The following is a 20797-nucleotide window of genomic DNA, read 5'->3' as shown; positions in this document are numbered from 1 at the left end:
GGCTCGGCTCCTCTGATGGTTGGCCGGCGGCTCACATCGGCACCTCGATGCGCACGCGGAACACCCCGTGCCGCATGCCGGCCTGGAAGCTGCCGCGCATGTCGTGCAGCAGGCCGAGCCGCCGGCGCACATTGTCCAGCGCCACGCCGTGGCCGGCGGGCCCCTGGCCGGCCGGCACGGTGTTGACGACCTGGATGACCACCGTGGTGCCCTGGCATTCGCTGCTGATGCGGATGTCGGCCCCTTCGTCGCTGGGTTCCACACCGTGCTTGACGGCGTTCTCCACCAGCGGCTGCAGCAGCAGCGGCGGCAGGCGCACGTCCTCGGCCCGCGGATCGAGCGACCACTGCACCCGCAGCCGCCGCCCGAAGCGCACCTCCTCGATCGCCAGGTAGCGCTCGGCCAGCGCGATCTCCTCGCCCAGCGTGACGGACGCGGCCGGCGCCATCAGCGCGTGGCGGAACAGTTCGGCCAGGTCCTCCAGCAGCGCCTCGGCCTTGGCCGGCTCCTCGCGTACCAGCGCGATCGCGCTGTTCAGCGTGTTGAACAGGAAATGCGGCCGGATGCGCGCCTGCAGCTCGGCCAGCAGCGCGGCGGTGGCCGCCGGCGTGCGCGAGCGGGCGCGCAGCAGCAGCCCGGCGACCAGCAGCATCGACAGCAGCAGCCCGGTGGCCGCGCAGGCCAGCCAGGGCGGATCGGCCACGGCCCCGGTGACGCGCAGCAGCGCGCAGGCGGCGAGCCCGGACAGCACGCCCAGCACCACGCCGGCCGGATAGTGCGCGCGCCGCCCGAGCCGGCCCAGGCTGTGCTTGAGGCTGCAGCCCAGCGCCAGCCACAGCAGCGTCGCCGGCAGCGCGCCCACGGCCCACAGCGCCAGCCGCTGCAGCCAGTGCACGACGCCGGCGCTGCCATACATCGCGCCGACCGCCAGCACCGTGCCGACGAACAGGATGGCCCGCAGCACGACGCCCGGCTGGCAGGCGTCGAACACGAGCGTGGAATCGCGGCGGCCCCGGCGCGGCGGGGCCGCGCGGTCCTGGAAGGCCGATAAAATTGACGGGTCCTTCATGCGCGGGCTGCGGGCGGGGCCCGGATTATGGGCCACCGCCTGCGCGCACCGCCCCCCTCTCCCGCACCTCCATGTCCCAGAACCAACTCGACAAGAAATCCCAGGCCTGGTCGGCCCTGTTCGACGAACCCATGAGCGAGCTGGTCAAGCGCTACACCTCCAGCGTGTTCTTCGACAAGCGCCTGTGGCAGGCCGACATCGCCGGCAGCCTGGCGCACGCGGAGATGCTGGCCGCGCAGCAGATCATCTCGGCCGACGACCTCGCGGCCATCCAGAAGGGCATGGCGCAGATCGCGCAGGAGATCGAGTCCGGCGCGTTCGACTGGAAGCTCGACCTGGAGGACGTGCACCTGAACATCGAGGCGCGGCTCACGCAGCTCGCCGGCGACGCCGGCAAGCGCCTGCACACCGGGCGCAGCCGCAACGACCAGGTGGCCACCGACGTGCGGCTGTGGCTGCGCGGCGAGATCGACCTGATCGACGGCCTGCTGACGGACCTGCAGAAGGCGCTGGTCGGCATCGCCGAGCAGAACGCGGACGTGATCCTGCCCGGCTTCACCCACCTGCAGGTGGCCCAGCCGGTGAGCTTCGGCCACCACATGCTGGCCTACGTGGAGATGTTCGCGCGCGACGCCGAGCGCATGGCCGACGTGCGCCGCCGCACCAACCGGCTGCCGCTGGGCGCCGCCGCGCTGGCCGGCACCAGCTACCCGCTGGACCGCGAGCGCGTGGCGCGCACGCTGGGCATGGAAGGCGTGTGCCAGAACAGCCTGGACGCCGTCAGCGACCGCGACTTCGCGATCGAGTTCACCGCCGCGGCCAGCCTGGCGATGGTGCACGTCAGCCGCCTGTCCGAGGAACTGATCCTGTGGATGAGCCAGAACTTCGGCTTCATCCGCATCGCCGACCGCTTCACCACCGGCTCGTCGATCATGCCGCAGAAGAAGAACCCCGACGTGCCCGAACTGGCGCGCGGCAAGACCGGCCGCGTGGTCGGCCACCTGATGGGCCTGATCACGCTGATGAAGGGCCAGCCGCTGGCCTACAACAAGGACAACCAGGAAGACAAGGAGCCGCTGTTCGACACCGTCGACACGCTGAAGGACACGCTGCGCATCTTCGCCGAGATGGTGCAAGGCATCACCGTCGTGCCCCAGGCCATGGAGCAGGCCGCCGCGCGCGGCTACGCCACGGCCACCGACCTGGCCGACTACCTGGTCAAGAAAGGCCTGCCGTTCCGCGACGCGCACGAGACCGTGGCGCACGCGGTCAAGGCCGCGCAGTCGCACGCCTGCGACCTGTCGGAATTGCCGCTGACCGTGCTGCAGGGCTTCCACCCCGCGATCGAGAAGGACGTCTACGGCGTGCTGAGCCTGCGCGGCTCGCTGGATGCGCGCGGGACGCTGGGCGGCACCGCGCCGGCGCAGGTCAGGGCGCAGATCGCGCGGCACCGCGCGCGGCTGGGCTGAGGCGGCCGAGGCGCCGCGCCGGCGTCAGAAGGCGCGCAGCACGATCTGCGCGTTCACGCGCACGTGGTCCTGGTCCGGGCGCACGTCCAGCAGCGGCCTGCCGACGGTGACCTCGCCCGACACGCGCTGGCTGAACTGCCAGCTGAAGCCCACGCCCACGCTTTCCAGCTTTTCCGGCTGGATGAACGAGGCATCGATCCGCCCGAAGTCGTAGAACGCGAAGGCCGTGAGCCGCGGATCCACGCGGTAGTTGGCCTGCACGCTGCCGTACACGCCGCCGTCTCCGGCCAGCTCGCCCTGCCGGTAGCCCCGCACCGTGGTGGCGCCGCCGATCTGGAACAGCTGGCTGGAAGGCAGGCCCTCGCGGTGCGCATGCTGCCAGGCGCCCGAGAAACTGACGAAGCCGTTGCGGCCCACGTTCCGGCTGGCCTGCCAGTTGCCGGACCATATGTCGAAGCCCGCCGTGCTCGGCGTGCCCAGCAGCTCGCTGTTGGCGCGGCGGTAGCCCAGGCCCAGGCGCAGCGAGGTGCCGGGCGTCAGGTACAGCGCGCTGATCTCGCCCTTGGCGCCTTCCACCTTGTTCTCGTTGAGGAACACGCCGGACACGTGGTTGGTGGTGCGCTGGTAGCCGTAGCCCAGGTAGCCGGTCAGCAGCCAGTCGGCATTGCTCCACAGCGGATGGCTCAGGAACACCTCGGCGTTGTCCGAGTCGCTGCGCGAGTCCAGCGCGGCGAACGGCCCGCGGACCACCTCGGCGCGGCTCTTGCCCAGGCGCACGCCGGCGCGCGTGCCGCGCCGGTTCACCGGCGCGTCGTACGACAGCGAGCCGACCGCCGAGCCGCGCGAGCCCGCGGCGAACAGCGAGAACACGTCGTCGCCGCCGAGCGCGCCGTAGTGGCGGAACATCAGGCCGGCCTGGGCCTCGCCGGTGGCGTCATAGCCGTGGTTGTTGACGAACACGTCCAGGCTGTTGCGCGGCGGTTCGGACACGGTCACGTAGACGTCGGTCAGCCCGTAGCGCTGGCCCGGCTGCAGCGCGGCGGTGACGCTGCTGGCGTACAGGCGGTTGTAGCGCGAGAGCTCGGCCTCCAGCCGCTGCGGATCGATGACCTCGCCGGCCGGCAGGTCCAGCCGCTCGCGCACGAACCCGGGGCGCATGTAGGTCAGGCCCTCGACCTTCACCTCGCCCACGCGGCCCTCGACCAGTTCGATGCGCACGCGCCCGCCCTCGATGCGCTGCGCCGGCAGCACCGCGCGCGCGGTGGCGTAGCCGCGCTCGTCGTACCGGCGGTTGACCGCCGAGACGACGTCCTTCAGCTCGGCGAAGCCGATCTCCCGGCCCAGGTAGGGCTGCGCGATGGCCTCGAGTTCGCCGCGCGACAGGATCGCCGAGTCGCTGAACACCAGCGCGTTCAGCGTGAAGCGCAGGCTGTCGTCGGCGGGGACGGTCGGGTCGGCGGCGCGCGGCACCTCCAGCACGCGCGCCGGGTCCTGCTGGCGCTGCTGGGCGTCGAGCCGCTCGCGCTCGCGCTGCTGCTGGCGCAGCAGTTCGGAGCTGATCGCGCCGGGCGGGATGGCCTGCACCTGCGCGTGCGCCGCGGCCGCCATCGCGCAGCCCAGCACCAGGCCCGCGATCGGGCGCACCATGTCGTTCTTACTTGCTCTCACGGTCGTCTTCTTCCAGGAGGTTCACCGCCACGGGGGCGTTGCCGAGGTTCGGCGTGCGTTCGTCGGCCGGCCGGGTGGGATGCTGCGCACCGAACGCGGGCGGCGTCCCGCCGGCATGCAGCGGGGCCAGGTCGTGGCTGAACATCGGGCGGGCCAGGTCGAAGGCCGCGTAGCCGTTGGTCACCCAGTTGCGCGTGAACACGCCCCTGGCGGAGTCGAACCACATCGGCGCGCGCGAGCCGGTGGCGCCCTTGCCTTCCAGGTCCATCGTGAAGTCCCGCGTGGGGATGAAGTACTGGAAGTCCTGCGTGTAGCGCAGCGCCGGCGTGATGTTGTCCATCAGCAGCGTGGCGTGCGCGTTCGACAGCGTCATCTCCTCGCCGATGTGGCCGCTGACCACGTGGGCACGCTCGGCGTCGGTGGCGATGTCGGCCCGCCGCGCGGACAGGCGCTCGAAGCGTACGTGCGGCGCGCCGGCGACGTGCATCGTCACGCGCTCGGCCGGCTGGCCGTCCAGGCCGGTCGCCCAGACCTGCAGCGGCGTGGCCTGCTGCGTCTGCGTGACCTGGGCGCGCAGGCTTTCGGTGCGCACGTCCAGCTGCCGGGCCACGCGCACGTCGGCCAGGTCGAGGTCGGTGGTGGCGCGCCGGCCGTCGCCTTCGCCGCGCAGCCAGGCCGAGCCGGCGAGCGCGTGCACGCGGTCGGACTGCGCGTCGCGCAGCAGGTGCAGCCGCACGTCGCCGGCCGGCGTTTCCGCATTGAAGCGGCCGGTGTGCAGGCGCACGGCGTTGGCCGCCTCGCCGATGCCGGTGGCCGCCAGCAGGTCCACCTGGCCGGTGGCCTCGTCGGTGGTGGTGATGACCGCTTCTTCGTCGCCCATGCGGATCGCGCCGCGGTCGGACCGCAGCACGGCGCGGCCGTCCAGCGTGCTGGTGCCGATCACCAGGTCGCCGCTGGTCGCCTGCACGTTCGCGCCCAGGCCGGCCAGCTGCAGGCTGCCCTGCTTCTGCACCAGCCGGAACGCCTGCTCGGCGGTGCCGATGTGGCCGGCCGGGCGGCCGTCGGCGTCCACCGCGCGCAGGCTCACCAGCGCGCTGTCGAAGGTGGCGTACTCGCCCAGCGAGCGGAAGTCGCCGCGGTTGGCCACGATGTGGGTCTCGCCCCGCACGTCCAGATTGCCGAGCACCACGTCGCCGTCGACCACCCGCACGTGGGCCGTGCCGGGCGCCACCAGGCGGTAGAGGGTCACCGGATCGCCGCCCAGGCTGGTGACCCGGACCGGGCCGCCCGACGAACCGATGTCGCGGCCCGCGTCGAGGTGCAGGCCACGGGTGGCGATGACCGCTGCCTCGTCGCCCATGCGGATTGAACCGCGGTCGGACCGCAGCACGGTGCGGTCGTCCAGCGTGCTGGTGCCGATCACCAGGTCGCCGCTGGTCGCCTGCACGTTCGCGCCCAGGCCCACCAGTTGCAGGCTGCCCTGCTTCTGCACCAGCCGGAACGCCTGCTCAGCGGTGCCGATGTGGCCGGCCGGGCGGCCGTCGGCGTCCACCGCGCGCAGGTTCACCAGCGCGCTGTCGAAGGTGGCGTACTCGCCCAGCGAGCGGAAGTCGCCGCGGTTGGCCACGATGTGGGTCTCGCCCTGCACGTCCAGGTTGCCGAGCACCACGTCGCCGTCGACCACCCGCACGTGGGCCGTGCCGGGCGCCACCAGACGGTAGATGGTCACCGGGTCGCCACCCTGGCTGGCGACCTGGATCGGGTCGTCCGGCGAGCCGATGTTGCGGCCCGCGTCGATGTACAGGCCGCGGGTGACCGCGCCGGCCACGCCGGCGGCGGTCTGGTTGACCACGTCGCGCCCGGCGTAGACGTACAGCGTGCCGCCCACCGAGATGTCCTTCAGGATCACGTCCCGCGAGGTGCCGACGTGGTAGTCGCCCTTGGCGTTGATCACCACCGGCTCGCTCGACTCGACCACGAGGTCGAAGCGCGGCTGGAGCGTGAAGCGCACCGTGTCGCCGTCGATCTGCTCGGCGCGCATCGTGCCTGGCTTGGCCTCGGCCAGGAAGGCGAGCAACTGGCTGGCCGAGTAGCTGTTGCCCTCGGAAGAGGACAGCTGCGTGACCGTGGACGTGTAGCCGCTGCCGCGCTTGACCGTGAACACCAGCGTCTCCGACGCGGGCAGCGCCTGGTTCGGGTCGTTGTTCAGGCGGATCGCGCCGTTGGGCGCCGACACGTTGGGCAGCGCGCCGGTGGACGGGCGGGTGCCCGCTTCCGCGCCGGCGTTGACGGCGGTGCCCAGCGCGCCCTTGTCCCAGACCGCGCCGTGGGTCATCTGCGCGTACAGCGGCGACGAGGCGTCCAGCGTGTACTGCAGGTTCGCGGTGCGTGTGCGCAGCAGGCCCGCGTCCAGGCCCGGCACGCCGTTCAGGAAGTCGCGGGCTTCCTGGTAGCGCGCCCGCATGGCGGCGTCGACCTCGGCGTTGCTCGCGTCGCGGCCCAGGCCGGCGCTGACCTGCGCGCGGAACAGGTCCAGGCCCGCGGCGGTCAGCGCGAAGCCGCCGTCCGGGTTCTGCGCCACCTCGCGGATGTTCCAGTAGTCGCTGTAGTAGCGCCCGACCCGGTTCTCGTAGCCCCGGATGGTGCTGCCGGCGTGGTCCGCGTCGGTGATGCCCATCGACTCCCACAGCGCGATCTTCTCCTGCATCTTCGCGTCGTGGTCGGCGCCCTTGGGCGCGGCGCCGAGGATCTGGCCGCCGGGGGTGTTGAGTTCCACGCTGCCGAGCAGGGACTCGATGCTGCCCACGTTCATGTTGCCGCTGGCCTGGGTCAGCGTGACGCTGCCGGGCGCGGAGGCATTCATCTCCTGGCTCTGCGTGACCAGCGGCCGGCTGGCCGAGCCGATCGAGCTGCCCGAGCCGGAATGCAGGTGGAGCACGTCGCCCGAGATCGAGGCACCGCTGGCGTCCGCGTGCTGGTAGATACCGCCGACCGCGTTGATCGTCACGTTGCCCGGCGTCTGGATCGACCTGGCGTAGAAGTCGCCGGTGCTGTCGAGGAACACGTCGCCCTGGCTGGTCGCGCTCACCGACGCGCCGGCCACCCGGTTGTCGATGATGTTCAGGCCCTGGGCCGCGCTGCCGATGCCCGCGGTCGCGTTGAGCTGCAGGTCCAGGCCCTGGATCGAGCCGCCGGCCTGCAGCAGCGCGCCGCCGTTGACGTCGAAGCGGGTGGTGCCCACGTCGTTGCGGATGTCCCCGCCGACCAGCACGTTCGAGGTCGAGTCCACCTGCAGGCGCGACGCGCCGTTGCCGACGAAGCGGATCGGGATCGCATGGTCGGCCTTCACGCTGTTCGTGATGTCCAGCGTGATGTCGGTGGCCACGTTGAACTTCGTGCCGGGCTGGTAGCCGCCCCACTCGTGGCCGCCGCCGGTGACGGTGACGGTCGTGTAGTCGATGTCGGCATCGGCCCACTGCATGAAGGCCTGGCTGGAGCCGGTGGGCGCGCGGACCACCACCTTGCCCTCGCCTTGCAGGTAGGACTTGCCGTCGGCCGTCGCGATCTGGCTGGTCCAGTGGCCGAGGTTCTGGTAGACGACCTCGTCGTACCCGTTCTGGGTGAGCGGGCCGTCGTACGCGCGGGTGACGTGGTACTGCTGCGTCCACTCGTAGCGCGCGCCGGCCTGCGGGTTGTAGGCGAACGCGCGCCCGATGTCGCTGTCCCGGGCCGCGCCGGCCAGGCTGGTCGCGCCGTTGGCGTCGTTGTACACCTGCACGCTGTCCTGGCCGGCCTGGTTCACGTACCACCAGGTCTGCGCGCGGCCCGCGGCCGCGCCCGAGCCCCAGGTCTTCAGGGTGTCGGTGATGCGCACCACGCTCTGGCCACCGCTGCCCAGGTCGATGTCCGACAGCTGCAGGTCCCGGCCGGTCGTGTTGTGGATCTGCACGTCGCCGTAGCCCGAGTGGACGACGATGTTGCCCAGCGTGTTGGTGTTGATGATGTTGCCGGTCAGCGAGACCTGGCCGCCGCCCGAGGCGTCGATGCGCTGCACCTGGATGCGCTGGTGGTCGGAGTCCCAGTACACCGCCGGCACGTCGTCGGCGCCGTTGCCGTCGGCGATGGCCTGGACGTTGTGCAGCCGCACCAGGCCGTTGCCGCTGGCGATGCTGGCGATCTCGGTGGCCGCGGCGCTGCCCAGGTCGAGCGACCAGTCGGTGCGCTGGCCGGCCTCGATGCCCGCGTTGATGTTGATGTTGCGCGCGTTGACGTTCAGCGAACCGCCGACCTTGATCGCGCTGGCGGCCGAGCCGGACGTGTCGGACTGCGACAGCGCGGCCGCGCTGCGGCTGGCGATCGGGTGGATGCCGGTGTACGACCAGCGGAACACGCCGGTGTTGTTGGTCCAGAAGCTGTGGTCGCTGGCCGACAGGTTGCCGCTGTAGCGGTAGACGCCGTCCTCGAACCAGGTGCGCCCGGTGGTGTCGTCGCTGGTGGTTTCCCAGTAGCCGCGCCACAGGCCGTCGAGGACGACCTGCTGGTCGTAGCCGTTGCCGCGGCCGTAGCGACGGACCAGGTAGTCGGTCAGCGCTTCGCTGGTGCCGTACTTCAGCGTGCCGTCGGCGTTGGTGTTGTAGACCACGTTGGCCGCGTATTCGGCGATCGCGTCGGGTACGTTGCGGCCGTTGAGGCGGCCGATCTCCTCGGGCGACAGGCCGTTGATGAGGCCGGCCCACTCCGCCTCGACCGAGGCGACGTTCCAGCTGCGGCCCGGCAGGTTCACGAACAGGTCGCCGTTGGGCACGTCCATGCTGAGGCGGTAGCTCTCGATGGTGGCGAACTGCGAGATGTTGCCCGACTGGTTGCGCAGCGAGGTCGTGCCCTGGAGGTTCTGGATGTCGCCCAGCACCAGCAGGCCCGGCGCCCTGCCGGTGTTGCCCGGCAGCTGCGTGTCGTAGGTGTTCTCGATCACCACCGAGGGCAGGTCCGGCCGCTGGCTGGCTTCGTAGTAGTCGGACTGCGAGCCGCCCACCTCGGTCAGCCGGGCGCCGCTGGCGGACAGCCTGGCCGCGCCGGTGGAGACGATCCGGCCGCTGCCGGCGGCCGACACCAGGATGCCGTTGGTCACCAGGTAGTCGTCGGAACTGTTGTGGACCACCACCGTGGGTGCGCCATAGGCGGTCAGGCGGGCGCCGGACTGCTGGATGCGGTCCGCGCCCACGCGGATGTCGCCCGCGCCGGCGATGACGTCGCCCACCACCAGCGTGTCCACGCTGGTGCTGCCGTTGGCGCCCGCGCCCAGCGCCTGGGCGGTGCTGGCGCGCATCTGCGTGTACAGGTCGATCTGCTCGCCCAGGCGCGCGTATTCGCTGGACGACGGGTTCAGCCCGGCGCGCTGCTGGGCGAGCGCGGCCAGCGTGGCGTCGATCTCGGCCAGCGGGCGGAACGCGCCGGTGCTGCCCGCGGCCTTGAACTGCACCTCCAGGTCGCCCAGCGACGAGACGGTGCGCAGCGTGCTGCCGTCCCAGTAGACCTCCTGCCGGTTGCTCGCGCCCGCGACGATCTCGGCGTTGGCCAGGTCCATGCCGGCGGACTGGTGCACGCGGTTGGAGCGCGTGGTCTGGTCGCTGGAGAACAGCGCCAGGTACGGGTTGGTGCCCCGGCCGTTGCCGTCCGCGCGCACCGCGCCGTTGGTGGCCACCAGGTCGACGTTGCGCACCGAGCGCACGCGGTCGTTGGCGCCCAGCACCAGGTCGTTGGTGGTGGTGGCGGTCGCGTCCGCGTCCAGCACCGCGGTCACCGGGATCAGCGTGTTGTTGATCACCACGGTGCTGGCCGAGGCCTCGATCTCGTTGGACAGGTTGCCGTCGGCGCTCTGGCCGGCGCGCAGGCCGACGTTGCCGTAGCCCAGCACGTCGGCGTCGGCGCCCAGGCGGACCAGCTGCCGGGCCTGGAGGGCGATCTGCGCATCGCCGCCGCCGGCGCCGACCAGGCCGTACACGTCCACGTGCGCGCGGGTGGCCGCACGGGTATCGGTGTAGGCGCCGGCCTGCAGCAGGCCGCTGCTGCGCAGCTGCGCGCGGTCGCCCGCCACCACCTCGTTGGCCAGGCCCACGTCCATCCGGGTGCCGGCGAACGGCGCGGCGATGGCGCCGCCGGCCGACAGGCGGGCGGTGTCGGTCGCGCGCAGGGTGTTGTGCGCCGTCATGCGCAGGTGGCCACGGTCGGTGTCCAGCGGGCTGCCCACGGTGGACAGGGCCACGTCGTTGCCGAGCTGGACGCGGCTCGCGTCGCGGATCGTGTTGTCGATCAGCACGGCGCTGCCGCTGACGACGCCGCCCGAGCCCGAGAAGGCGTCGGCGCCGCCCTGCGTGATGCTGTGGGCTTCGAGGTCCAGCCCTTCGGCGGCCGCGACGCGCGCGCCGTCGCGCACCAGCACCCGGGTGTTCGCGCCCAGGTCCAGGTCGATGAAGGTGCCGGAGGCGCCGACCATCGCGGCCTGCAGCGAGTCGCTGTCGGCCGCGTAGTCCAGCCGGTGCTGCGCCAGCGCGTCGACCCGGCCGGCCAGCACGTCGGCGGCGCCCAGCAGCTCCACCGTGGTGGCGCTGGCGCTGTCCAGGTGCAGGGTCGAGGCGCTGCCCGCCACCACCCCGCCGCTGCCGGCGACCGCCTTGCCGCCGACGCCGTTGCTGCCCGTGGCACTGAGGTCCAGCGTGCCGCCGACCAGGCCGGTCGCGCCGAAGCGCACGCCCTGGCTGTTGTGGATGCCGGCGTTGCCGATGTTCGCGCCGACGGCCAGCAACCCGCCCACGGCGATGCCGGTGGCATCGGTGCGCGCACGGGTGGCGTCGCCGGCCTGCACGGCCGCGTCGCCGCCGATGGCCAGCTGCGTGCCCTGGCCGAGTTCGGCCTGCACCTGGGTGGCGAGGCTGGCGTTCGCCAGCGTGGCGTTCACGCCCAGCAGCACGCCGCCGCTGGCGCCGACCGCGCGGGCCTCGGCGCTCTGGTCGCGGGTGCGCTCGGCCGCCGCGGACACCTCCAGCGAACCGCCTTGGAGGTTGACCGCGCCGGCGCCGGCCTGGACCTGGCTGTCCACGCGCGCGTCGGCCACGCTGGCGCCGACGGCGCCGCCGCCCACCGTGGCGCCGATGGCCACGGCGCGGGCCATCGGGTCGGTGCTGGCGCGGATGCCGATGGCGCCGCCGGCGGCCAGCCGGCTGCCGTCGCCGACCCAGGCGCGGGCCCGGGTGTCGTCCGCGGCCAGCGCGGCCACGGCGTTGCCCGACACGATGCCGCCGCCCACGCCGACGGCCTCGACCGTGTTGCCCGAGCGGGCCGACGCATCGACCGCGATGCTGCCGGCGTTCACCTGCACATTGCTGCCCAGCAGCGCCTGCGCCTGGCCGGCGCTGCTGGCCGTGGCGATCGAGGCGCCCACCGCCACGCCACCGATGCTGGCGCCGATGGTCTGCGCGTTCAGCGCGTGGTCCAGGCCGGCGTCCACGGTCACGGCGCCGCCGGCCGTGACCGTGGCGCCGTCGCGCACGCGTGCGGTGGCCTGGCTGGATTTCTCGCTGACCGCCACCGCGGCGCCCAGGCCCAGCAGCCCGCCGCCGCCGGCGCGCGCCTTGGCCTCGGTCACGCCGTCCTGCCCGTCCTCGGCCCGCAGCGCGACGTTGCCGCCCGCCGTCGCGCTGCCGCCCAGTTCGGCCAGGCTGCGGTCGCCGGCGTTGATCACCGCCACGCCGCCGCCCGCGCCGGCCAGGCCGGCCGCCACGCCCCAGGCTTCGCTGGACGCATTGGTGCGGTTCGCGGCCTCGACGCCGATGTGGCGCCCGGCCTCCAGCCGGGCGTCGCCCACGCGGGCCGCGGCCGAGTACTGCGCCGAGTCCGGCGCGGACAGGAAGCGGGCGTTCGGGCTCACCGTCTTCTGGCGCGCGTCGATGTCGCCTTGCAGCCTGCCGGCGCCGGCGTAGCTGCTGCCCATCTGCCCGCTCAGGCCGGAATCGCGCGCCACGTTCTGCGCGTTCGACACGCTGCTGTCCAGGCTGCCCGTGGCCTGCGAGGAAGCACCGGCCGACACGCTGACCACGGAAACGCCGGCGCCGGCGCCGACGAAGCCGCCGCCGGCCGCGGCGGCCGACAGGGACGCGATGTCGCGACGGTTCTCCGCCGCGATGGCGATGTCGCGGCCGGCGCGCACGTCGGCGCCGTCGCCCACCGCCGCCACCGCGCCGCTGCGCACCACCTGCACGTCGGCGCCCGCGCCGACGCCGGCTGTGCCGCCCACGCCGGCGGTGCCGAGCACGCTGTGCGTGGCGAGCGCGTCCTGCGCGTGCACGCGCACGTCCTGCTGCGCGCCGCCCAGCTGCGTGTTGATGCGGCTGCCGGCGCCGATGCCGGCGACGGTCTGGCCGGTGGCGGTCAGCACGCTCACGGTGCCGGCCACGCCGGCCGTGCCGCCGCCCGCGCCGGTGAAGCCGATGAGGTCCACGTCCTGCCGGGCGCCGGCGACGATCGCCGTGGTGCCCGCGGCGTCGAGCCGGCTGGCGCCGGTGGTGGATGCCTCGGTCTTCTGGTCGAGCGTGGTGACAATCACGGTCGCTCCGGCGCCGACGGTGCCGCCGGCGGCCAGGCCGCCGGCCACGATGTCCAGTGCGTTGTCGGCGTCGGCCGTGACCGCGATGCCGCCCTGCTGGCTGCGCAGGGCGGCGTTGTCCGCGCTGGCGCGCACCGCGCCTTCGAGCGTGGTCACCGCCACCGAGCCGTTGGCGCCGGCGGTGCCGCCGATGGCCGCGCCCACGACCACGGCGTCGAGGTCGTGCGTGGCGCGCGCGGCGACGCCCAGCGCGCCCTGCGCCGTCACGCCGGCGTCGCGCACGCGGGCCTGGGTGTCGTGGTCCATGAAGGTGGTGGTCACCGAGGCGCCCACGCCGGCGGTGCCGCCGGCGCCGCCGGCGCCGTTGCCCGCGTTCACGCGGGTGTGGTGGTAGGCGCCGACCTGCGCGGCCTGCTGGCTTTCCACCGTGCCGCCATCGATGGCGGCGAGCGTGGCGCCGCCGACCTGGTTGACGGTGACGGCGCCGGCGATGCCCACGTTGTTGCCCGCGCCGACGCTGGCGGCCACGGTGTCGATCTCGTCGGTGCCCAGCGCCACGACGGCCACGCCCTGGAGGGTGGACTGGCCGGTGCGCGCGCGCAGGTCCTGGCCCGTGTCGCCGCCCAGCGTGCCGTCGGCCACGTTCTGGGCCGCGCCCTGGCCGTTGGCGCCCAGGCGCGTGCCGGCGCCGGCCACGCGGGCCGTGGTCGTGCCCTCGAGCTGGTTGACCGCCACCGCGCCGGCCAGGCCGACGCTGGACAGGCCCACGCCCAGCGCGCCGGCCACGGTCTCGATGTCGCTGTCGGAGCGGGCCGACAGCAGCAGGCTGCCGTCGGTCTGCACGTTCGCGCCGCCGGCGATCTCGGCCAGCGTGGCACCGCCCACCGTGTTCACCGCGACCGAGCCCGCCAGCCCGACGGCGCCGCCGCCGGCACCCGCGGCCAGCGACTGCAGCTGCTGCTCACGCAGCGCGCTAACGCGCACCGGGCCGCCGGCCGACAGCGTGCCGCCGTCGACCCCCGCGTCGACCTGGCTGCCGATCTCGTTGTACGAGCCGGCGATGCCCACGCCTGCGCCCTGGCCGCCGTAGGCCAGCGCCCCGGTCAGGCTGCGGATGCGCGAATGGTCGGCGGCGTCGACCAGCAGCGCGCCCAGCGCCGTGAGCTGGCCGCCGTGCGTGCGCGCGCTGGTGCGGTTGTCGATGGTGTTGATCGCCACCGAGCCGGCGACCGCGGCGGAGCGCGACGCCACGGCGCCGCCGGCCACCAGCGCGCCGATGTCCGCGGACTGCGCGGCCGCCACGCGCACCGCGCCGGCCTGCGCCTGGCTGCCGGCGATCTCGGCGCTGACGCTGTCGCCGATGGTGTTGTAGCCGAAGCTCGCGCCCAGGGCGCCGCCGCTGCCGATGGCGGCCGAGCCCGAGGCCGTGTGGATCGCGCTGCCGTTGCCGGCGTCGACCGCCAGCGCGCCGCCGAGCTGCAGGCCGCCGCTGTCGCGCAGCGCGGCCGTGGTCTCGCGCCCGACCTCGTTGATCGCCACCGCGCCGTCGAAGGCGTACTGGTTCGAGTAGCCCATGGCCGCGGCCACGGACACCAGCTCGGCCTCGCTGCGCGCCTGCAGCGTCAGCCCCGCGCTGCTGGTCACGCCGCGCAGCTGCTCGGCCAGCGCCTCGGTGCCGCCGCCGATGTGGTTGATCGACAGGCCCGCGCCCACGCCGGCCTTGCCGCCGAAGTTGGCGGCGCCGGCCACCGCGTGGATGGCGGCGTGGTCCTGCGCGGCCACCTGCATGCCCTGCGCGGCATCGACCAGCCCGTCGGCCACGCGGGCGCGGGTGGTGCTGTCGATGTCGTTGATGCTGACCGAGCCGGCGACCTGGTAGCTGCTGGCCGACGCGCTGGCGGCCACGCCGGCGGAGATCGACAGCGCGCTGGCGCCGTTGTCGGCCTGCACGTCCACCGTGCGGGCGGCGACGCGGCCGGTGGCGGCCAGCTCGGCCTCCACCCGCGCATCGACGGTGTTCTGCGTGTAAGCGCCCGCCAGGCCGACGCCGCTGCCGCGGTTGGTCGAGACGGCCGCGCCGCCCGCGACCGCGTGCAGCGCCGTGACGTCGGAGGCCTGCACGCGCAGCGTGCCGGCCTCCACGTCGAGGTCGTCGGCGATGCGCGCGCCCACGCGGTTGTCCAGCAGGTTGACGGCGGCGGAGCCGGACACGTTGACGCCGAACGCGCCGGTGCCTTCACGCAACTGCGCCGCGCCCTGCGACGACGGTGCCGGGGGCGAGGTCAGCGCCACCGACAGCGCGTAGTTGCCCACGCGGCCGCCGCTGGCGGCCTCGACCCGCAGGTCGCCGGCGGCCGACACTCGGCCGGCGGCGCCGTGGGTGTCGCGGCTGCCGATCCAGGCCTCGGTGGTGCGCGAGAAGTCGTGCACGCCGGCCGCGACGCCGGCGGCGCGCGAGGACGACGCGGCGACGCCACCGGTCACGGTCAGGCTGTCGGTCTCGTCGCGCGCCGCGACCGTCACGTCGCCCTGCGCGCCCTGCCCGGCGCCGACCTCGACCGTGGCGCCGTCGTCGATGCCGGCGCGGCTGCGGTGGTCCAGCGTGCTCACCGCCACCGAGCCGTTGAGCGCGTTGGTGCCGCCCTTGGAGCCGGAGACGGCGTAGTGGACCATGTCCACGTCGACGTCGGCGCTCACGTCCAGGCGGTTGGCCTGGATCTGCGCCGCGCCGACGATCGCCTCGGCGCGGTGGCTGTAGTTGCCCACGACCACGCCGGCGCCGATGCCGTTCTTGCCGCCTTCGCTGCCGAACAGCGACGGGTCGGCGGCGACGTGGACCATCTGCGACGCGACCTGCGCGCCGATGGCCACGCTCTGGGCCTGGCCGGGCGCGCGGTAGGCGGCGTCCTGGTTGATGCGTACGCCGTCGCCGACGTTCACCAGTGCCTGCAGGCCCACGTTGTGCACGTTGACCATGCCGCTCAGGGTGTTGCCGCTGTCCTGGGCGCCTTCGGCGGCCACCGTGGCGGCGGCGTCGACCCAGGTGCTGAAGAACTGGTCGTTGTGGCGCACCGTGTCGAGGAAGTCGTCGACGTTGCCCTCGCCGAACGCCTTGATCAGGTTCGACAGGAAGTTCTGCTCGGCCAGCGGGATGCTGGCCTTGGCCGAGATCTCGAGCGCGCGCAGCGCGTCCAGCTCGGCGCCCTCGCGCACCGTCAGCAGCGCGCTGTTGTCCTGGCTGCTGACCAGCACGGCCACCGACGCGCCGTTCTTCTTCTGGCCGCCCTCGGCCTGGAAGTCCAGGGCTTCCTTCTTGGACGCTTCGTCGCTCACCTGCGCCGACACCGAGGAGTCCAGCGTGTCCTGCACCTCGGCGTGCAGCGCCGCGTCGCGGCCCGCCTTGACCTGGGCGCTGCCGCCCAGCGTCAGGTCGGCGCCGTTCGCGTGGTCCACGTAGGCCAGCGCGCCGGCCACGCCCAGCTCCTTCAGGAAGCCCTGGGTGTCGCCATTGCCGCCCTGGGACCCGCCCGCTGCGGTGAGCAGCGAGAACAGTTCCTTGGTGCCTTCGATCGCGGCGGTTCCGCCGTCCGCCGAGCGCAGCGTGCCGACCTTGTCGGCCAGCCCCTCTTCCCCGCCGATCTGCACCGACGCCGCATGGCTGTTGGCCAGCGTGCGGGCCAGCGCCTCCAGGCGGACGTCGCGGCCGGCCTCGGCGCGGCCGTCGAAGGTGTTGCGCGCCTGCAGGTCCGAGCGGGCCACCAGCACGGCCACGCCGATCGCGCCGTCGCTGTCGCCGGCCGTGGCGACCACGCTGAAGTCCTTGACCATTTCGGCACGCACCGACACGTCCTCGGCGGCCTTGAGCACCGAGCCGCTTCCCACCTCGGTGATCGCCCGGCCCTGGGCCAGGGCGACGTTGGCCGTCAGCGTGGCCGGCGGCGCGCCCGTCACGGCCATGGATTCCACCAGCGTGTCCACCGTGGCGCGGGACTGGCTGTCCAGCCGCACGTTGCCGGCCTGCGATGCGATGCGCACGTTGTCGCCCACCTGCAGGCGGGCGTCGGCGTTGGTCACCGACACGACGGCGCCGATCAGCAGCCCGTCGATCGCGGCCTTGGCCTGGGTGGCCGCGTGCGCGGCGATGTCCACGTCGCCCGCGGCCAGGATGGTGGCGTTGTCGCCGATGTGGATGCCCGCCTTGGCATTCAGCACCTGCACGCCGGCCAGCAGGCCGGTGCCGGTCAGCGTGTCGACCACCTCCTCGATCAGGCCACCGCCGCCGGGCTGCGCCTGGAGCACGCCGGCGGCGACCAGCGCCTGGCGCTGCTGGGCGCGCTGCGCCTCGCCGGGCAGGTCGGCCTGCGGGTTGCCCTGGCCGTCGTAGGTCGCGTAGAGCGTGCTCTGCGCCATCGCGTCGGTCAGCGCGGTGGCGGCCTGCGCCACCATCGCCACGCGGTGGCCGCGAATGTCGGCGCGTTCGCCGATCGTGATGCTGGCTTCGTTGCCGCCCGCGCCGACCAGCACGCCCGGCGCCACCTGCACGCCCTCGGCGCGATGGGCCGTGAGCGTCACCTCGCCGCCCTGCAGGCCGGCGCTGTTCGTGTGCGCATAGAGCCGCGCGTCCTGGCCCACGGCGATGCGGGGCGCTTCGAGCGCGATGTGGCCCGAGTCGGCGCCGGACACGGCGTCGCGCTGCTGCTGCGCGCCGGCCGTTTCGCTGCCGGCGAAGCTGCGGGTGGACAGCAGCGCGCCGTCGCCCAGCGCCACGCGCGCGCCCGCCTGGATCTCGATGCCGCCGGCCGCGCCGTCGGTGCGCAGCCGGCCGTCCACGGCCGCGCCGTCCGCCGCCACGATGCGGATGTCGCCCGGCGTGCCGCTCAGCGCCACGCCGCCGGCCAGGCCCTGCAGGTTGACCAGTTGCTCGATGCGCGCGCGGCCCTGCTGGCCGGCGGTGACCTCGCCCTGTGCGCCCACCTCGACGTTGCGGGCGGCCAGGTTCACGGCGCCGGTGGCGTTCACCTGGCCGCGGATGGCGATCAGGCCAGACTCCGACATCGGCACGTTGCCGGCCATCAGCTGGGCCGTGGCCGCGGCGCTGATGCTGCCGCCCGGGCCCACCAGGGTTTCGGCGAAGGCGGCGGTGGGCGCGGTGACGGTGAGCGAGCCCACGTTGACCACGCCCGACGCGCCCACCACCAGCCCGTGCGGGTTCACGAAGAAGATGTTGCCGCCGAGCTGGCCGTTCTGGTAGCCGTTGAGGATGCCGTCGATCTCGCTGCGCTGCTCGCGCACCACGTTGACCAGTGCGCGCGCCGCGTTGGGCACGTGCAGGTTGGCGATCTCGCCGCCGCCCACGTTGAAGCGCGAGAACGAGTTGAACGCGTTGCCGCCCTGCAGCGTGGCGGTGGTGATGTCGGCGGTGCTGCCGTTGCGCACGACCGCGGTCTGCGTGCGCCCGTCAGCCACGATGCCCTGCGCATGCAGCGCCGGCGTGGCCAGCAGCGCGCCCAGGGCCACCAGCGCGGCGCCGTTGGCGCTCTTGGCGGACTTGGACTTGCCACCCGACGTGGCGTTTTCCCCCACGACCTGCCAAAGGCCCCTGGCGCGGTTCCAGACGGTGCGATAGATGTGATTCATGCCGGCGAGATCCCTTCTACGGAACGGATCGGCGCGGCCAGGCTTCCGCTGGCCCCGGTCTTCGGCGCATGGGCGCGCGTGCGCGCGCCCATGGCGGATGCCCTCAGGGGAACAGGCCTTGCGCGGCAGCCCTTTCAGCGGCAGCGCGCAACGGAATCTGGCAAAGCCGATCCGTCAAAACAAACCCAAATGTTTCGACGTGCGAATTTCTTTGCCAAATCTATCGGCCCGGGCAAACCCGAGGCTGAGCAAATCTGAGCGCCGGCCGTAGCCAGCCGTCACAAAGCCAGCCGCAGCGAGAAGCACACGGGTTCCGCGCCGCCGGCCGCCGCGAGGGAAACCGCGCCACCCAGGCGCTGCGCGATGCGCTGTACCAGGTACAGCCCCAGGCCGGCGCCCGGCCGGTTGCCCACGCCGGCGCCCCTGTAGTATTTTTGAAACAGCCGCTCGCGCTCGGCGGGGGCGATGGCCTCGCCGGCGTTGACCACATCGATGTGCAGCCACGGGCCCTCGCGCCGCGTGTGCACCTGCACCGGCTGGTCCGCCGGCGCGTGGCGGTCGGCGTTGGCCAGCAGGTTGCGCAGCGCGATGCGCAGCAGGCCGGCATCGCAGGTCACGGCGTCGGCGCCCGGGCCGATGCGGCAGGCCATCCGGCCCGGCGCGAATTCGCGCGCCAGGTCGTCCAGCAGCGCCCGCAGGTCGCAGCGCTGCGGACGCAACAGGGAACGCGGCTCGCTGATCCGGTCGTCGGTCAGGTATTCGTCGACCAGCGCCAGCAGCCGGCGCGCGGCGTCCTGGATGTTGGCGCAGCGCACCAGGTTCCGCTCCGGCGGCGCGCCCAGGTTGCGCCCGAGCTGCTGGGCCAGGGTGGTGATGATGGCCAGCGGCGTGCGGAACTCGTGCGACACCATCGCCACGAAGTCGCGCTGCTCGGCGCGCACGCGGCGCTCCAGCTCCAGCGTGGCGCGCAGGCCTTCCTCCAGCTGCTCGCGGCGGCCGATCTCGTCGAGCAGCTCGGCGGTGCGCGCCGCCACCTCCTGCTCCAGCCGCTGGCTGTGCTCGCGCGCCAGGTGGGCGGCCAGGTGGGCCTGCTCGCGCTCGCGGGCGCGCCGGCGGCGCTCGTACCGGCCGAAGATCGCCAGGCTCAGCAGCACCATGTGCAGCATGGTGCCGAGCGCGGAGGCGTATTCGGTCCAGACGTTGAGCGGCAGCCAGCCCAGGTTGCGCAGGAAGCTCGTCGCCACGCCCAGGTAGAACACGCCGAACACCAGCGCGAAGAAGCGGGCGGGCCGGTAGCCCCGCAGCAGCAAGAACACGTCCAGCGCCGTCAGCAGCACGATCATCGCCAGCGCCACCGCCTGCACCGGCACCACGCCGGCGCCGTAGCGGCCGAGCAGCACGTTGGCCACGCCCGCCAGCGCCACCGCCCACAGCGCGGCGAGCAGCGCGCGCGCCATGCGCGGGTAGATGGCCGCCAGCTCGAGCTGGCGGAACGCCACCAGCGCGGCCACCGGCATGGTCAGGCACATGCTCGTGCCCAGCAGCGGGTCGCTCCAGGCCACCGGCATGCCGGTGGCCTGCTGCACCAGCCCGAGCGAGACCACCTCGTTGAGCACGGTCCCGCCGATGTACGCCAGGAACAGCCCGCTCATGCGCGTGCGCGTGGCGACCCAGAACACCGCGTGCAGGCAGATCAGCAGCAGGTAGAAACCGAAGTACAGGCCGAAGAACAGCCCCTCGCGGCGCGACTGGTTGTCGAACGCCAGGCGCTGCCAGACGCTCAGCTGGGTCTGCATCGCGTTCTTGCTCTGCAGGCGCAGCATCAGGGTGTAGCGGCCGGGGGCGGACGGCGAGAACTCGAACGCCGGGCTGCGGTAGTCCACCGGCCACAGGTGGCGGGGCAGGTCCTCGCCGCTGCGACCGAGCAGCCGCCAGCCGCCGTCCGGCCCGGCCACGTAGACGCGCACGTCGTCCAGCAGCGCGTTGCCCAGCTGCAGCATCCAGCCGCTGGGCTGGACCGCATCGACCCGAAGGGTGACGCGCAGCCACACGACCGACCGGATGTAGCCCGCGCCCAGGTTGCCGGGCAGCGGTCGCCAGGCGCCGGCGGCGGCGGCCTCGCCGGGCGCCAGCGCGCCGCCCGGGTCGTCCAGCGCCTCCAGCTGGCCCGCGGTGCCGAAGAACCGCTGGTCGGCGGCCAGCGCCAGCTCCCCGCCGCAGGCGGGCCCCGCGGCGCCGAGGCACAGGGCGAACCACAACATCAGCGCCTGCCATCCGAAGGGCCTGCGGTAGTATTTCACGGACATTTCTTGGTGCTTGCGCCGGCGGCGGCCAGGGTAGCCGGCGCGGCCGCCC

5 protein-coding genes are annotated in these 20797 nt (G+C 73.5%); 1 reads left to right on the top strand and 4 read right to left on the bottom strand.

Annotated features, from left to right (window positions below; genetic code table 11):
- Positions 1-31: 31 nt before the first annotated feature.
- Complete coding sequence (locus QM782_RS13465; protein WP_415203415.1) at positions 32-1069, bottom strand: histidine kinase; 1038 nt, start codon at positions 1067-1069, stop codon at positions 32-34.
- Positions 1070-1140: 71 nt separating this feature from the next.
- On the opposite strand from QM782_RS13465, the gene argH reads away from it, so the two are divergent.
- Positions 1141-2538, top strand: coding sequence for an argininosuccinate lyase (argH, locus tag QM782_RS13460; protein ID WP_415203414.1), 1398 nt, complete (start codon positions 1141-1143; stop codon positions 2536-2538).
- Positions 2539-2562: 24 nt separating this feature from the next.
- On the opposite strand, the gene QM782_RS13455 is transcribed toward argH, so the two are convergent.
- From QM782_RS13455 to QM782_RS13445, 3 genes are all read right to left on the bottom strand, one after another.
- Positions 2563-4206 carry a ShlB/FhaC/HecB family hemolysin secretion/activation protein gene (locus QM782_RS13455; RefSeq protein WP_415203413.1) on the bottom strand — a complete coding sequence of 548 codons (1644 nt, stop codon included), beginning with the start codon at positions 4204-4206 and terminating at the stop codon, positions 2563-2565.
- Positions 4193-18442 (bottom strand): leukotoxin LktA family filamentous adhesin, encoded by a 14250-nt coding sequence (locus QM782_RS13450; RefSeq protein WP_415203412.1) that lies wholly within the window; start codon positions 18440-18442, stop codon positions 4193-4195. The genes QM782_RS13455 and QM782_RS13450 overlap by 14 nt, the downstream gene beginning before the upstream one ends.
- Before the next feature lie 278 nt (positions 18443-18720).
- Positions 18721-20748 carry a 7TM diverse intracellular signaling domain-containing protein gene (locus tag QM782_RS13445; protein ID WP_415203411.1) on the bottom strand — a complete coding sequence of 676 codons (2028 nt, stop codon included), beginning with the start codon at positions 20746-20748 and terminating at the stop codon, positions 18721-18723.
- Between the last annotated feature and the right edge of the window lie 49 nt (positions 20749-20797).

This window comes from Pseudorhodoferax sp. (genome assembly GCF_047601025.1).
In the GTDB taxonomy this organism is placed as follows: Bacteria; Pseudomonadota; Gammaproteobacteria; order Burkholderiales; family Burkholderiaceae_C; genus Pseudorhodoferax.
This window is presented reverse-complemented; position numbering and strand designations above follow the sequence as displayed.